Source organism: Bradyrhizobium sp. 195, assembly GCF_023101665.1.
In the GTDB taxonomy this organism is placed as follows: Bacteria; Pseudomonadota; Alphaproteobacteria; order Rhizobiales; family Xanthobacteraceae; genus Bradyrhizobium.
In genome coordinates this window covers 5,122,347-5,137,045 of sequence record NZ_CP082161.1, presented here as the reverse complement: position 1 = coordinate 5,137,045, position 14,699 = coordinate 5,122,347, and the positions used below count along the sequence as shown (strand labels likewise).

At 63.6% G+C, this 14,699-nt stretch carries 13 protein-coding genes; 6 read left to right on the top strand and 7 right to left on the bottom strand.

Annotated features, from left to right (window positions below; all coding sequences use genetic code 11):
- Positions 1-389 precede the first annotated feature (389 nt).
- The 4 genes from IVB26_RS23850 to IVB26_RS23835 all read left to right on the top strand — a co-directional run bounded on the left by IVB26_RS23850 (position 390) and on the right by IVB26_RS23835 (position 4,001).
- Positions 390-809 carry a CopG family transcriptional regulator gene (locus IVB26_RS23850; protein ID WP_247967662.1) on the top strand — a complete coding sequence of 140 codons (420 nt, stop codon included), beginning with the start codon at positions 390-392 and terminating at the stop codon, positions 807-809.
- 3 nt (positions 810-812) lie between these two features.
- The gene (locus IVB26_RS23845; RefSeq protein WP_247967661.1) at positions 813-2,000 is read left to right on the top strand and encodes an extracellular catalytic domain type 1 short-chain-length polyhydroxyalkanoate depolymerase; all 1,188 of its coding nucleotides are present in this window, start codon (positions 813-815) and stop codon (positions 1,998-2,000) included.
- Between the two features lie 342 nt (positions 2,001-2,342).
- On the top strand, positions 2,343-2,858 hold the full coding sequence (locus IVB26_RS23840) for a Phasin protein (protein ID WP_247967660.1): 516 nt from the start codon (positions 2,343-2,345) through the stop codon (positions 2,856-2,858).
- Between the two features lie 183 nt (positions 2,859-3,041).
- Positions 3,042-4,001 carry an alpha/beta fold hydrolase gene (locus IVB26_RS23835; protein WP_247967659.1) on the top strand — a complete coding sequence of 320 codons (960 nt, stop codon included), beginning with the start codon at positions 3,042-3,044 and terminating at the stop codon, positions 3,999-4,001.
- A 475-nt stretch (positions 4,002-4,476) separates the two neighbouring features.
- Here the strand turns inward: IVB26_RS23835 and rpmG are convergent, their stop codons facing one another.
- The 6 genes from rpmG to topA all read right to left on the bottom strand — a co-directional run bounded on the left by rpmG (position 4,477) and on the right by topA (position 12,740).
- Positions 4,477-4,644, bottom strand: a complete 168-nt coding sequence (rpmG, locus tag IVB26_RS23830) for a 50S ribosomal protein L33 (RefSeq protein WP_007603295.1) — start codon at positions 4,642-4,644, stop codon at positions 4,477-4,479.
- Positions 4,645-4,769: 125 nt separating this feature from the next.
- Positions 4,770-6,095 (bottom strand): LLM class flavin-dependent oxidoreductase, encoded by a 1,326-nt coding sequence (locus IVB26_RS23825; protein ID WP_247967658.1) that lies wholly within the window; start codon positions 6,093-6,095, stop codon positions 4,770-4,772.
- A gap of 288 nt (positions 6,096-6,383) precedes the next feature.
- Positions 6,384-7,136, bottom strand: coding sequence for an NUDIX hydrolase (locus IVB26_RS23820; RefSeq protein ID WP_247967657.1), 753 nt, complete (start codon positions 7,134-7,136; stop codon positions 6,384-6,386).
- 31 nt (positions 7,137-7,167) lie between these two features.
- The gene (locus IVB26_RS23815; RefSeq protein ID WP_247967656.1) at positions 7,168-7,608 is read right to left on the bottom strand and encodes a DUF983 domain-containing protein; all 441 of its coding nucleotides are present in this window, start codon (positions 7,606-7,608) and stop codon (positions 7,168-7,170) included.
- Complete coding sequence (gene rnr / locus IVB26_RS23810; protein WP_247967655.1) at positions 7,602-9,947, bottom strand: ribonuclease R; 2,346 nt, start codon at positions 9,945-9,947, stop codon at positions 7,602-7,604. Before rnr ends, IVB26_RS23815 begins: the two co-directional genes overlap by 7 nt.
- Positions 9,948-9,965: 18 nt before the next feature.
- Positions 9,966-12,740: a type I DNA topoisomerase gene (gene topA, locus IVB26_RS23805; RefSeq protein ID WP_247967654.1), complete on the bottom strand. Its 2,775-nt coding sequence runs from the start codon at positions 12,738-12,740 to the stop codon at positions 9,966-9,968.
- A gap of 228 nt (positions 12,741-12,968) precedes the next feature.
- Here topA and IVB26_RS23800 point away from each other — a divergent pair, with 228 nt between their 5' ends.
- The gene (locus tag IVB26_RS23800; RefSeq protein ID WP_247967653.1) at positions 12,969-13,208 is read left to right on the top strand and encodes a hypothetical protein; all 240 of its coding nucleotides are present in this window, start codon (positions 12,969-12,971) and stop codon (positions 13,206-13,208) included.
- A 104-nt stretch (positions 13,209-13,312) separates the two neighbouring features.
- Here the strand turns inward: IVB26_RS23800 and IVB26_RS23795 are convergent, their stop codons facing one another.
- A complete protein-coding gene (locus tag IVB26_RS23795; RefSeq protein WP_247967652.1) occupies positions 13,313-13,780 on the bottom strand; it encodes a winged helix-turn-helix transcriptional regulator in 468 nt (155 codons plus the stop codon).
- Positions 13,781-13,900: 120 nt separating this feature from the next.
- Here IVB26_RS23795 and IVB26_RS23790 point away from each other — a divergent pair, with 120 nt between their 5' ends.
- Complete coding sequence (locus IVB26_RS23790; protein WP_247967651.1) at positions 13,901-14,674, top strand: SDR family oxidoreductase; 774 nt, start codon at positions 13,901-13,903, stop codon at positions 14,672-14,674.
- Positions 14,675-14,699 lie beyond the last annotated feature (25 nt).

Below are 14,699 nucleotides of genomic sequence, written 5' to 3'. Positions count from 1 at the left end.
AGACGTCCTTAGAGCGCTAGGTACTCTAGTCTATCTCAAAATGGCGTGCGGTGGGCGCGGTGAAACGTCACGAGCTGACCGTGAGGAGGGTCAGCTATCGTCCCTAGGGAATTTTGGTTAGGTCATGGCCGCCGGGGGGCACTGACGCTTTCCATCCCTTGAAGGTTCGAGCGGCTCCTTTGATTTAGCGGCACCGTAGCGCGCGGCTGCACAGCTTGCGGCTGGAAGCGAATTTGAATGAAGACGCCTGGGACGCTGGCTGGGTCCCGGCCAGGACAGCCGCAGCGGCTCCAGATGCCGAAATGGCGCGGCCAGCCCCTTGAACCCGGCTTTCACAACATCCATCTAACATCCACACACCATCCATATGGATGGAATGAGGTTGTTGCATGGCTGATAACGTGCGCGAGCTGCGATCCAGAACCCCCGACACTGAGAAGATCACGATCAACCTTGGCTATGTCGACCTCGGCCACGTCGATCTCATGGTGCAGGAGGGGTTCTATTCGAACCGGACCGATTTCATCCGGACGGCTATCCGGAACCAGCTCGAGCGCCATGCAGATGTCGTCAGGCAATCCACGGCTCGGAAGAGCCTTGACCTCGGCCTGCGCAACTACACCCGCGATGATCTCGAAGCGGCGCGGCGCGCCGGCGAGATGCTGCAGATCAATGTTTTGGGCCTGGCCACCATCGCCCAGGACGTCACTCCCGAGTTGGCCCGCGCCACCATCGCGTCGGTCTCGGTGCTGGGAGCCCTTCATGCCACTCCCGCGGTCAAGGCCGCTCTCGCCGACAGAACGAGGTGAACGATGCTGAATCAAGACATAGTCCGCGAAGCGACCCGCCTCACGCGTGCCGGTCAACTGGTCGAGGCCACCGCGCTCCTGCAGCGCATGCTTCGGGGCGATAGCGCCCGAGCACCGACAGCTCGCAGCGCCGCCCCGGCTCCGCCCGCGCGGCTCGAGCCGCCGACCATCGACGTCGAGCCCAACGTCGTCGAAGACAGGGAAAGCCGGCCGACCTCGCAGCCTCGCCCTGTTCAGGGACGCAAACGCACCTCACCGCTCGATGAGATGAGGAAGTTTTCCGGGTTCGGCCTGCAAGGTCCGATCGGACGTACTCCGCCATCCACGTCGGACATCGTGCCCGAGGGCACACGGTTCATCGCCGGCACCTACGGCAACGCGGCAGGAAGCCGGACCTACAAGCTGTTCATCCCGAGCGGCTGTCAGGGACAACAGCTTCCCCTCATCGTCATGCTCCATGGTTGCACGCAGTCGCCGGACGATTTCGCCGCTGGCACCAGGATGAACTTCCTGGCGGAAGAGCAGAATTGCTTCGTGGTGTATCCCGAGCAGCCGAGGGGAGCCAACCAGTCGAAGTGCTGGAACTGGTTTCGCACGGGCGACCAGCGCCGCGGCGGGGGCGAGCCCTCGATGATCGCCGGCATCACGCGTCAGATCATGCGCGACCATGCGATTGATCCGAAGCGCGTCTACGTCGCGGGTCTGTCGGCCGGCGGGGCCGCCGCCGCCATCATGGGCGCAACGTATAGCGACCTGTACGCGGCCGTCGGTGTTCATTCGGGCCTGGCGTGCGGGGCCGCGAGCGATCTTCCCTCTGCGTTCGCCGCCATGCAGGGAGGCGGCTCCAAGGCAATTGCGGATGGCAAAACGTCTGTGCCGACCATCGTTTTCCATGGCAATCGCGACACGACGGTGCATCCCAAGAATGGCGACCAGATTATCGAGCAGTCCGCCGGAGCGATGAGACCGACAACGAAGGTACTTCGCGGACGCGTACCCAACGGTCATGCCTACACTCGCACCATCCTGAGCGACGCGGGCGGTCGGGCAATCTCCGAACACTGGAACATCGATGGCGCCGGACACGCGTGGTCGGGCGGTAGTCCGGCCGGGTCCTACACCGACCCGCAAGGGCCGGATGCGACGAGGGAAATGCTGCGCTTCTTCCTCGAGCACTCGCTCGGTAGGTAGTCGGACTTCACAGTGCGCTTAGTTCCTCGGGAACGTGGCCGAACTTCCGGATCAGCTCGGCGTCGCCGAAAGTCGCCGGTGGCGGTATCCTCGCTGCGGTCCTTAGCGAGCCGAGGGTGACTGTTCTTAGGCCGCCGCCCTTGGACGCAGACCCTCGGACCGCCAGCTCGACGTTCGTTGGTTGGCGTTGCTACCTAAAATCATCGTCGAGATCCAGAACGCGCCATTGCTCTAGTTCATGCGGAACTCGCATCATCCACGCGTTGGGAACGCCGCCCCGCAAAGCCGGTTGTCTTTTCAGAAATGACCGACGTGGTCGCCCCCGTTTTCTTGGAGCGTCAGATGAGCAAACGTAAGCCGGCAAAACCGTCAAAGCGCCCGCGCACCGCGAAAACGGCTGAGCGGGTCCAACGGAGCAAGGAGGCCATTGATAGGAGCCCGAAAGAGAATGACAATCTTCGCTCTGTCGCGATAGCCGCGATTGAATCGCCTCTCAAGCTTCATGACGATTCAAGGCACGAGGCTCCCCTCGTTGAAAATGGGGCCGGTGATCTAAAGGATGATCTCCGTCAGAAGATGAGGGACAGCGATCCAAAGCAAGGGTGTGGTTTAGCGGCGCCAAACATGCCAGCTTATCAAATGAAGCTTCTTGAAATAGCGCAAGCCAACATGCACTTCGCTTTCGAATTCGGCCTGAGGCTTGCTGCGATCAGGTCACCGATCGACTTTTTCGCCGTCATATCGGAATTTACGACCAGACGGGTCGACATGTTCGGGCAGCATTCGAAAGAATTGGCGGCATATCCGTTCTGGCGCATCGAGCCGTCCCGGGAGCTCACCGCTCTGCGGGCACGATAAGTGTAAGCCGTACCCGCAGCGGCAAATGGATGGACGCAATGCGGATCGCGCACGCGCCGAGCACGGTTGCTTTCGGCTGGGGACCGCGGCTCACAGAGGAGAGGAATCAGCATCCGCATTGGCCCTTAGCGGGCTCAGGGCCGCCGATTTGGAGCCCGCCAGCGCGAAATATAGGTTGACCCGATGTCCACAACCGAAACCGTCCTGCTGATCATTTTGGTCGGACTGGTCGTTCTGATACTCGGCAACATCGCCTTTCAGGTGGCAGCTGAGCAAAAGAATCCGCCGATCGGCGTCTTCACCGTGTGCGACGGAGTGCGCCTTCACTATATCGAACGGGGCGATGCCGCCGCGCCTTGCGTGGTCCTGCTCCACGGAAATGGCACCATGGTTCAGGATCTCGTCCTGAGCGGTTTGGTCGACCGCCTGGCCCAGAACTATCGCGTCGTTTGCTTCGACCGACCAGGGTTTGGCTACAGCCACCGTCCGCGCACGCGCATCTGGACGGCCACAACGCAAGCTGCCTTGTTCGCGAAGGCTCTTGATCAGCTTGGGGTGCGCAATCCCGTGGTGCTGGGCCACTCCTGGGGAACGCTGGTGGCGATCGCGCTGGCGCTGCGAAGCGACTCTGCCGTGAGTGGGCTGGTGCTTGTGTCCGGCTACTATTTTCCAACCTCTCGGATGGACTTTTGGCTCATGTCAGTTCCGGCACTGCCGCTGCTCGGCGATCTGATGCGCTACACTATCTCGCCGATCATATCGTGGGCCATTATGCCGAAACTGATGCGCACCTTGTTCGCGCCGCGTGCCATTCCGCCGGAATTCAAGAACGAATTTCCGATCTCGTTGGCTCTCCGGCCCAAGCAGTTGAGGGCGGCCGCCGAGGAGAGCGCGCTCCTTATTCCAGCTGCTGCGCAATTGCGGCTTCAATATCGGGGCATCCGGTGTCCGGTTAGGATCGTGCATGGAAAGGCTGACCGGCTCATCGAGGCCGACCAGTCGCGTCGCCTGCACGAGGCGTTACCCCGCTCCCTGCTACATCTGGTCGAGGATGGCGGTCACATGGTTACCTATGCAGATGCGCCGGGAATAGCGGATGCCGTGGCGGCGCTGGCGCTCACCGCACCGGCAAGGACCGCATAGGCATTCTTGTTGCACGTGGGTCCGGCAGTGGCCCATCGCTTGCGTTGACGCGGTGCCGCTACATGTCGGTTCAGAGGGATAGAAGCGGCGGCGATTTCAGGCCGGGTCTTCGCCAGCTTCACTGGGCCACGCCGAAGTGGGTCGCATCGCCCGTTTCATTTAACGCGTCGGCAGAACCAAACGCGAGTTCAGGCTGGATCGATAGAAAAGATATCGTCGGCTTCGAGACGCATGGCGTCGCGGCATTCGCACGCCACCGCTGTGCCCCGGGCACGGCGCAGCGTCACTTCGACGGTGCGCTGCTGAGCCGGGGCCCATGCGTCCACATCGCCGCGTATTGCTTGCTGGGTCTCGGCTCTGCGCAGCAGCGTTGCACGCTGCAGCGCGTCCGGGACACGAGATGGCACAAAATAAAACGGGGCCCGTGAGGGCCCCGTAAAACTCTTCAACGCTGCGCCGATCTTACTTGATCTTCTTACTTGATCTTGGCTTCGCGGAATTCGACGTGCTTGCGCGCGACCGGATCGTACTTCTTCTTGACCAGCTTGTCGGTCATGGTGCGCGAATTCTTCTTGGCGACGTAGTAGAAGCCGGTGTCGGCCGAGGACACGAGCTTGACCTTGATGGTGACCGCTTTGGCCATGTTTCGAACCTCAGAGATGAAGGGAATCTGGAGCCGGCCAAACGGCCCGCGTTGGCCGGCAACCTAGCCAGAAACCGCCTGATGTCAAGGTTTTACACCCCAAAAAACCACCCAAAACGGGCCCATTAGGCCTCAAAGAACCGGTTTTTCGGCCGTGGCAGGCCCAGATTTTCCCTCAAAGTGGCCCCTTCATACTCCTTGCGGAAAATCCCGCGGCGCTGCAGCTCCGGGACCACTTTGTCGACGAAATCGTCGAGGCCGGCGGGCAGGAACGGGAACATGATGTTGAAGCCGTCGGAGCCGCGCCCGACCAGCCATTCCTCCATCTGATCGGCGATGGTTTTGGCTGTGCCGACGAAGGACAGCCCACCATAGCCGCCGACGCGCTGGGCGAGCTGGCGCACCGTCAGCTTGTCGCGCCTGGCGAGGTCGACCATGCGCTGACGGCCGCTCTTGCTGGCATTGGTTTCGGGAATCTCCGGCAACTGGCCATCCGGATCGAATCCCGATGCGTCGGTGCCGAGGATGACGGACAGTGAGGCGATGGCGCTGTCGTAGTGCACGCGGCTGTCGAGCAGCGCGCGCTTCTCCTTGGCTTCATCGACGCTGTCGCCGACCACGACGAAGGCGCCGGGCAGGATCTTGAGGTGCTCGGGGTCGCGGCCAACCTTCTCCATGCGGCCCTTGATGTCGGCGTAGAGCTTTTGCCCGTCGGCGAGGCTGCCGCCGCCGGTGAAGACGGCTTCCGCTGTTTCGGCCGCGAGTTGCTTGCCGTCTTCCGACGCGCCGGCCTGCACGATCACCGGCCAGCCCTGCACCGGACGGGCGATGTTGAGGGGACCTCGCACCTTCAGGTATTTGCCGTTGTGGTCGAGCGTGTGCATCTTCGCGGGATCGACGAACAGCCCGCTCTCGACGTCGCGCACGAATGCATCGTCGGCGAAGGAATCCCACAGACCGGTGACGACGTCGTAGAACTCGCGCGCGCGCTTGTAGCGCTCGGCGTGCTCCATGTGATCGTCGAGACCGAAATTCAGCGCCGCGTCCGGGTTCGAGGTCGTGACGATATTCCAACCGGCGCGGCCGCCGCTGAGATGGTCGAGGGAAGCGAAGCGGCGCGCGACGTGATAGGGCTCGTCGAACGTGGTCGAGCCCGTCGCGATCAGGCCGATGCGCTCAGTGACCGCCGAGAGCGCCGACAGCAGCGTGAACGGCTCGAACGAGGTCACGGTGTGGCTGCGCTTGAGCGCGTTGATCGGCATGTTCAACACGGCGAGGTGATCGGCCATGAAGAAGGCGTCGAACTTGCCGGCCTCTAACTTCTGGATCAGCTGCTTGATGTGACCGAAATTGAAATTGGCGTCAGGCCAGGCCCCGGGATAGCGCCAGGCGCCGGTGTGGATGCTGATCGGGCGCATGAACGCGCCAAGCTTGAGTTGCCGTTGTGCCATCGCCCGGTGTCCGTTCTTGGTGACGCTCGGGAAGACATAGGCATGCTCGGGAACTCCGCCATCGGGGGAGGCGGGAAGATTATTTTGTTTTTTTATGCTCTCTCAGCACGTCATTCCAGGGCGCGCGTAGCGCGAACTATGGTGCGCAATTGCGCACCTGAGAATCCATTTTCCAGCGATCTCCGCGGCCCAATGGATTCTCAGGTGCGCAATTGCGCACCATAGCTCGCCGCTGACGCGGTCGCCCCGGAATGACGACAGGAGAGAGCCGCGCCCCGCCATGACGGCCTAGCTCAAAACATCCTTCTGCATCTTGCCGCCGTAGAAATGGAAGAACGGCACCGACGCATCGTGGCGGAGCGGGCCGGTGGCAAGGCGGGCGTCGAGCTCGTTGAGCACGTTGCGCGTCATCGGATGCAGATCGGCCAGCGGCTTCGAGCCGAGCTCGACCCAGACCAGCTCGACCAGCTCGGCATCGGCATGGATCACGCCGTCGACGCGATGGGTGATCGCGGAGGCATCCGCGGTGAAGAAGCGCGTGTCGAACCGCTTGACGCGGCCGGGCGGAGTGATCGCGCGGGCGATCAGGAACAAGCCGGAGGGATCGGGCAAGAGGCCTGCATCCGCGAACGGTTTCCAGGGGCCATCGAGCTTCGGCGTTTTGCCCTCCGCTTTGCGGCCGAGGCAGAGTCCCGTCTCCTCGCAGGCCTCGCGGATCGCGGCAATGGCGAGCGACTTCGCGCGCGAGGCTGGCGTCTTCGGGCTGCCCTTGGCGAGATTGGCTTCGAGCTCGGCCGTGATCGGCGCCGCACAGGGCACGCGATAGTCGGCCTTGTCGACGCGCCCGCCCGGGAAGACGAACTTGCCGGGCATGAACACCACCTTGTCGTGGCGTTTGCCGACCAGCACTTTCGGAATGGCGCCGCTGCGATCGACCAGGATCAGGGTCGCCGCATCCCTCGGGCGAAAATAGGGATGGTGATCGACCTCCTTCTCCTCGTGGATCTTGGCCTTCTCCGTGACTTGCGCAATATCCGCCATATCCTCACCCAAACCGCTTCTTGCTTCTTGCTTACACAGGCGGAATACCATCCGGAGGGTTCTCGTCAAACCCGTGCATGCGCAGAGCCCATTGCAGGCCGACCACAGCTCCCTTGACGGGCTGCAGCAGCGCGAGCGAGGCGACGAAGGTGAAGGGCAGATAGGCCGCGAAGCTGAGCCAGACCGGCGTGGTGTAATTGGTCTCGATCCAGAGGATGGCAGGCACCACGATGTGGCCGACAATGACGATGACGAGATAGGCGGGCAGGTCGTCGGCACGATGCGGCGTGAAATCGAGGCCGCATTTGGCGCAATCGTCAGCGGTCTTCAGGAAGGCGCGGAACAGCTTTCCCTGGCCACAGCGCGGGCAGCGGCCGCGAAAGCCGCGCTTCATTGCCGTCCAGAGATCGCGCTTCTCGACGAGACCGGTCTCCCGCGTCCAGATTTTTGGGGCCGTGCTCATCGTCACCATGCTTTGCCCTTTTTGCCCTTGGCTTTTCCCTTGTTCTTCTTCCCCTTGCTGGATTTTAGCTTCGCCGGCTTGCGTTTCTTATCCGGGCTGCGTCCGGGATGCGCCTTGAACGAGGGGCGGCGTTGCGGGCCGGATGGCCTGCGGCCACGCGGCGCGCTTTCACTGGCCGACGACAGCAGCTCGAAGCGTAGCGCGCCCGCGATCGGGGCAGCTTCGATCAGGCGGACGTCGACGACGTCACCGAGCTGATACATGGTGCCGCTTCGGGTGCCGACGAGGGCGTGCCGGCCCTCGTCATAATTGAAATATTCCGTGCCGAGGGATCGGATCGGGATCAGACCGTCGGCACCGGTCTCGGCAAGCTTGACGAACAGGCCGGCGCGCGTGACGCCGGAGACGCGGCCCTGGAAACTCGCGCCGATGCGGTCGGCGAGGTGATGGGCGATCAGGCGGTCGACGGTCTCGCGCTCCGCCTTCATCGCGCGCCGCTCGGTCACCGAGATGTGGGCTGCGACTTCGCCAAGGCTTTCCGGCGTCTCGCTGTCGGGCAGGGCGCCTTCGCCGAGGCCCAGCGCGCGAACGAGCGCGCGGTGCACGACGAGGTCCGCATAGCGGCGGATCGGCGAGGTGAAATGCGCGTAGCGGCGCAGGTTCAAGCCGAAATGACCGTAATTCTCGGAAGAATATTCGGCCTGCGCCTGGGCGCGCAGCACCACCTCGCTCACCAGCGGGTAGTAATCATGGCCTTCAAGCTGGGCCAGCACGCGGTTGAACAGGGTGGGGCGCAGCGCGCCTGATTTCGCGAAGGGGACGTCGAGCGTCTCCAAGAATTCCGCGAGCGCGTGAACCTTCTCCAGCGTCGGCTCGTCATGCACGCGGTAGATCAGCGGGAGCGACTTCTTCTCCAGCATCTCGGCCGCCGCGACGTTGGCGAGGATCATGAATTCCTCGATCAGCTTGTGCGCGTCGAGCCGTTCAGGCACGACGACGCGGTCGACCGTGCCGTCGCTCTTGAGCAGGATCTTGCGCTCGGGCAGATCGAGATTGAGCGGATCGCGCTCGTCGCGTGCGCGCTTGGCGCAGGCATAGGCGGCATAGAGCGGCCGCAGGATCGGATCGAGCAGGGGACCGGTGGTGTCGTCCGGCCGTCCGTCGATCGCGGCCTGCGCCTGCGCGTAGCTCAGCTTCGCGGCCGAGCGCATCAGGATGCGGTGGAAGCTGTGCGAGCGTTTCCGGCCATCGGGACCGAGCACCATCCGCACCGCGAGCGCGCCGCGCGGCTCGCCAGGCACCAGCGAGCAGAGATTGTTGGAAATGCGCTCGGGCAGCATCGGCACGACGCGGTCGGGGAAGTAGACCGAGTTGCCGCGGTCGAGCGCGTCGCGGTCGAGCGCGGTGCCCGGCCTGACGTAGAAGCTGACGTCGGCAATGGCGACGTTGACGATGAAGCCGCCTTTGTTGTTCGGATCAGGATCTGGCTCGGCATGCACCGCGTCGTCATGGTCCTTCGCATCCGGCGGATCGATGGTGACGAGCGGCACGTCGCGCCAGTCCTCGCGCCCCTTCAGGTTCGCGGGTTCCGCCGCTTCCGCCTCGCGCTCGGCGGCAGAGGAGAATTGCAGGGGGATGTCGTGGGCGTAGATCGCGATCAGGCTGATCGCCTTCTCCGACTTGACCGAGCCGAGCTTTTCTTTCACCCGGCCGGACGCAAGCCCAAAGCTGCGCGAGCGGACAATGTCGACGCTGACGAGGTCACCGTCCTGCGCGCCGTGCGTATCGGCTGCTGCAATGTTGAGTTCGCGGTCGGCAGCCTTCTTGTCAACGGGCACGAGCCGGCCGCCGCCTTCGGGAAGGCTGCGGAACACGCCGAGGATACGGCTCTTCGTCTTGTCGAAGACCTTGATGACGTGGCCGAGATAGGCCGGGCCTTCGGCCTCGTTGCTCGGCTCGACGCGCAGCAGCACCCGGTCGCGAACACCGGCGACAGTGCCGGGCTTCGGCCGGCGCGGCATCAGGATGCGGATCTTCGGCGGCTCGCCGCTTTCGACCTCGTCCCATTCGGTCGGAGAGGCGATCAATTCGCCGTCGGAGTCGCGCCCGGTAATGTCGGCGACCAGCGTCGGCGGCAGCGTGTCCGGCTCGGACACCTTGTGACGTTTTTTCTTGATGGTCCCGTCGTCGGCGAGCTCGCGCAGCATGCGCTTGAGCTCGACGCGATCGGCGTTCTTCAGGCCGAACTCGCGCGCAATTTCGCGGGTCCCGACCTTTCCTGGATTTGCCTTGATGAAGGCGACGATGGCTTGCCTGTCGGGAAAGCCATGGTCATTCTTGCGTTTCACTTAACCTCTAATTCTGACTTAAGTCTTGCCGGCACTCTTCTTGGCCGGAGCCTTGCCGGCGGCGGCCTTGGTCGGCGACGTCTTGGCTGTCGACGACACGGCGGCGCGCGCCTTGCTGGTGGATTCAGTTTTCGATTTGGCCGCGGCTTTCTTCGCGGCCGGCTTCTTCGGCTTTGGCGCGGCGTCCTCGCCGTCCGTAGCCTTCTCCGTAGCTTTGTCCGTAGCTTTCTTGGCCTTGGCCGGCTTTGCCGCCTTCTTGGCCGTCTTGGTGTTCTTGGCCTTGCCGCCGCCCTTGGCTGCGCGCTCGTCGATCAGCGCGATCGCCTGCGGCAGCGTGACGGTGTCCTTTTCGAACTCGGCGGGGATCGTCGCGTTGACGCCGCCTGCGGTGACATAGGCGCCGTAGCGGCCGCTCTTCACGGTGACGGTGCCGAGTGTCGGATGATCGCCGATCGCCTTGCCGGGATCGGCGCCGAAGCGGCGGCTCGGGCCCTTGGCGACCTTCTCCGCGATCAGCGTCACCGCGCGGTTGAGGCCGATGTCGAATACCTCGTCGCCGCTCTCCAGGCTGGCATAGGTCTTCTCGTGCTTCACGAACGGCCCGAAGCGGCCGAGGCCGGCGGTGATGGGCTGGCCGGTTTCCGGATGTTTTCCAATTTCGCGCGGCAGGGAGAGGAGCTTCAGCGCGAGCTCAAGCTCGACATCGCCGGGCGAGGTGCCCTTCGGGATGCCTGCGCGCTTCGGCTTCTCGCCTTCCTCATAATCCTTCTGCTCGCCGAGCTGGATATAGGGGCCGAACCGGCCGGCCTTGACCCAGACATCGCGACCCGTATCGGGGTCCTGGCCGAGCGAACGATCAGCAGTCGCCTCGCCATCGGCGGCGAGCTGGCGGGTGTAGCGGCACTCCGGATAGTTCGAGCAGCCGACGAAGGCGCCGAACTTGCCGGCCTTCAGATTGAGACGGCCATTGCCGCAGCTGGGGCACTGCCTGATGTCACCCCCATCGGGCCGCGGCGGATAGATATGCTGTCCGAGCATCTCGTCCAGCACGTCGAGCACCTGCGCCACACGCAGGTCCTTGATCTCGTCGACGGCGCCGATGAAGCCGGTCCAGAAATCCTTCAGCACCTGCTGCCAGGAGATCTCATTGTTGGAGATGCGGTCGAGCTGCTCTTCCAGATTGGCGGTGAAATCGTATTCGACGTAGCGGCTGAAGAAGCTCTCGAGGAACGCGACCACGACGCGGCCCTTGTCCTCGCCATGCAGGCGCTTCTTCTCCAGCTTGACGTAGCCGCGGTCCTTCAGCACCTGGAGGATCGACGCATAGGTCGAGGGCCGGCCGATGCCGAGCTCTTCCATGCGCTTGACCAGCGAGGCCTCCGAGAAGCGCGGCGGCGGCTCGGTGAAGTGCTGGGTGACGGACAGGCTCTGCCGCTTGAGCGCGTCGTTCGGGCTCATAGCGGGGAGGCGGCGCGAATCCTCGTCTTCCTCGTCGTCACGGCCTTCCTGGTAGAGCGCGAGGAAGCCGTCGAACTTGACGACCTGGCCTGTGGCACGCAGCTCCAGCGTGCGGGAGCCTGCCTTCGCCGTGATGTCGACGGTGGTGCGCTCCAGCTCGGCGGATTCCATCTGGCTTGCGATGGTGCGCTTCCAGATCAGCTCATAGAGACGCGCCTGATCGGCATCGAGCTTGCGGCTCATGCTGTCGGGGCGGCGGGACATGTCGGTCGGGCGGATCGCTTCGTGCGCTTCTTGCGCGTTCTTGGCCTTGGTCTGGTACTGGCGCGGGGCGTCCGGCACGTAGGCGTTGCCGTAATCCTCGCCGATCACCTTGCGCGCCTGCGTGATCGCGGACGGATCAATCTGCACGCCGTCGGTACGCATATAAGTAATGAGTCCGGTGGTCTCGCCGCCGATGTCGATGCCTTCATAGAGGCGCTGGGCGATGCGCATCGTGTGCGCCGGCGCAAAGCCGTATTTGCGGCTGGCTTCCTGCTGCAGCGTCGAGGTGGTGAAGGGCGCCTGCGGATTGCGCCGCGCGGGCTTGGCGTCGACCGCCGTGACGGCGTAGGCCGCCGTCTCCAGCGCCTTCTTGAAATCCTCGGCTTCTGCGCCAGTGCCGATGTCGAGACGCTGGATCTTCTTGCCGTCGGCGCCGACGAGGCGGGCCTCGAACGCATCGCCGCGCGGGGTCAGCAGGGTCGCGATCAGCGACCAATATTCACGCGCGACGAACTTCTCGATCTCGAGTTCGCGGTCGCAGACGAGGCGCAGCGCCACCGACTGCACGCGGCCGGCGGAGCGGGCGCCCGGCAACTTGCGCCACAGCACGGGGGAGAGGGTGAAGCCGACCAGATAGTCGAGCGCGCGGCGCGCCATATAGGCGTCGACAAGCGCGCCGTCGATCTGGCGCGGATGCTTCATCGCGTCCGAGACCGCCTGCTTGGTGATGGCGTTGAACACCACCCGCTCGATCTTCTGGTCCTTCAGTGCGCGCTTTTCCTTCAGCACCTCCAGCACGTGCCAGGAGATGGCCTCGCCCTCGCGATCAGGGTCGGTGGCGAGAATCAAGCGGTCGGCGTTCTTCAGGGACTTGGCGATGTCGTTGAGCCGGCCGGCCGCCTTGGGGTCGACCTCCCAGATCATCTTGAAATTGGCGTCGGGATCGACGGAGCCATTCTTCGCGGGCAGGTCGCGGACATGGCCGAACGAGGCCAGAACCTCGTAGGACGAGCCCAGATATTTGTTGATCGTCTTGGCTTTCGCCGGCGACTCCACAATGACGATATTCATGTAGTTCCAGTAACTTATGGGAAAATCTTGGGCCGAAAACGAAAGGACTCGGGTCGGCCGTTTCGACCCGAACATGGGTGGTGAGGCCGTTCCTGTCAAATCGAAGGGTGTTGAAAGCCGCCGCGATGGGAAAAGTTTCATATCGAGAAAGTTGCAAAATACCACCTTGGAGTTGCGGCCGATGTCGGCGTAATGTTTCTGCGGGGCATGGATTCGGGGTGGGGTCTGGTGACTAAGCCAGGAAAGAAACGAGCGCGCGCCGCATCGGGCGTGCCGGGGGGCTCGCGCCACGAGGAACCGGGCGAAGGCGGCGCGGATGAGGCGGTCGCCTTCATCGCCGAGCAGACGGCTGCCCTGCGCAAGCTCGCCGAGCGCCACAAGCTGCACGTGTTACATTATTTATTGGGCATGACGCAGCTGGAAGCCGACGAGCACTCAAGGCTGCGGAGCAGGCGCAAGCTGTCGTGAGCGTGCGAGCGTAGCGAAGCACAGATTCTTTTCCGAGGAGACAGTCTGGATTGCTTCGTCGCAAGGGCTCCTCGCAATGACTGTGTGGCGGCAGTCGGACGCTCTCAGGCCGATCGCCGTCGCGGCGCCGGCCGCGGCTTCAACGTCGTATCAGCGGAGCTGAGCAGCCGCCCGTCCTCCGCGCGGATTTCGAGCTTCTTCACCGGGCGGCCCTTGGCGCGATCGACCAGGATGGTCGCGATCTCCTCCGGATGGTCGTCGAACTCCTCGCTCCATTGCCGCAGCGCCACCAGGATCGGGAAGGTGCCGCGGCCCTTTGGCGTCAGCACATATTCTTGATAAGCGCTGCCGTCGGAGGCGGGGGCAGTCGCCAGAATGCCGTGATCGACCAGCGCGCGCAGCCGCGCCGACAGGATGTTCTTGGCCATGCCGAGCTTGCTCTGAAATTCGCCGAAACGGCGCTGCCCGGACAGCGCCTCACGGATGATCAGCAGCGACCACCAGTCGCCGATCGCTTCCAGCGCCCGTGCGACCGGGCAGGAATCACCTTCGAAGCTCGTTCGTTTCACCATCGTGTTCGTCCCACAGCATTCGCCAGGTCTGGCGCCGATCACGCGCTTGTGTGGTTGCATAATAAAACCATTTGCCCTAGATGGCAATCTAGTTTCATCATGAAACTGATGGAGGCGAACGTGAGACTGAAGAACAAGACGGCCCTGATCACCGGCGGCAACAGCGGCATTGGGCTTGCGACCGCGAAGCTGTTCGCGGGTGAGGGCGCGAAGGTGGTGATCACTGGCCGCAACAAGGCGACGTTGGAAGCGGCGGCGAAGGAGCTGGGACCCAACGCGCTCGCGCTCGCCGCCGATGCCACCGACATCGCCGCGACGGAAGCTGCGATCAAGCAGGGCGCCGAAAAATTCGGCAAGTTCGACATCGTGTTCGCCAATGCCGGCATCGCCGGCAGCACGCCACTGGGCGCGGCAACGCTCGAGGTATTCGAGAAGGTCATCAGCACGAATCTCACCGGCGTGTTCTTCACCGTGCAATCTGCGCTGCCTTATCTCAACGACAACGCCTCGATCATTCTCAACGGCTCGGTGATCTCGGTGCTCGGCATTCCCGGTTTCTCGGCCTACGGTGCAGCGAAGGCAGGCGTGCGCGCGATGGCGCGGATCATGGCTTCGGAGCTGTCGCCGCGCGGCATCCGCGTCAACGTCGTGGCGCCCGGCGCGATCCGCACGCCGATGTGGGGGCCTGCGATCGCGACGCCGGAAGCCGAGAAGGCATTCGAGAAGCGGATCGCGCTGTCGACGCCGCTCGGCCGTCTGGGCGAAACCGATCACGTTGCGAAGACGGTGTTGTTCCTGGCTTCGGATGATTCCGCGCACGTACAGGGCCAGGAAATCTTCGTCGACGGCGGCGCGGTAGCCTCTCCAAGCGGCGCGCCGATCTATCGCGGCTGATTGCTCGCGCGAACCTGGTCGGGCG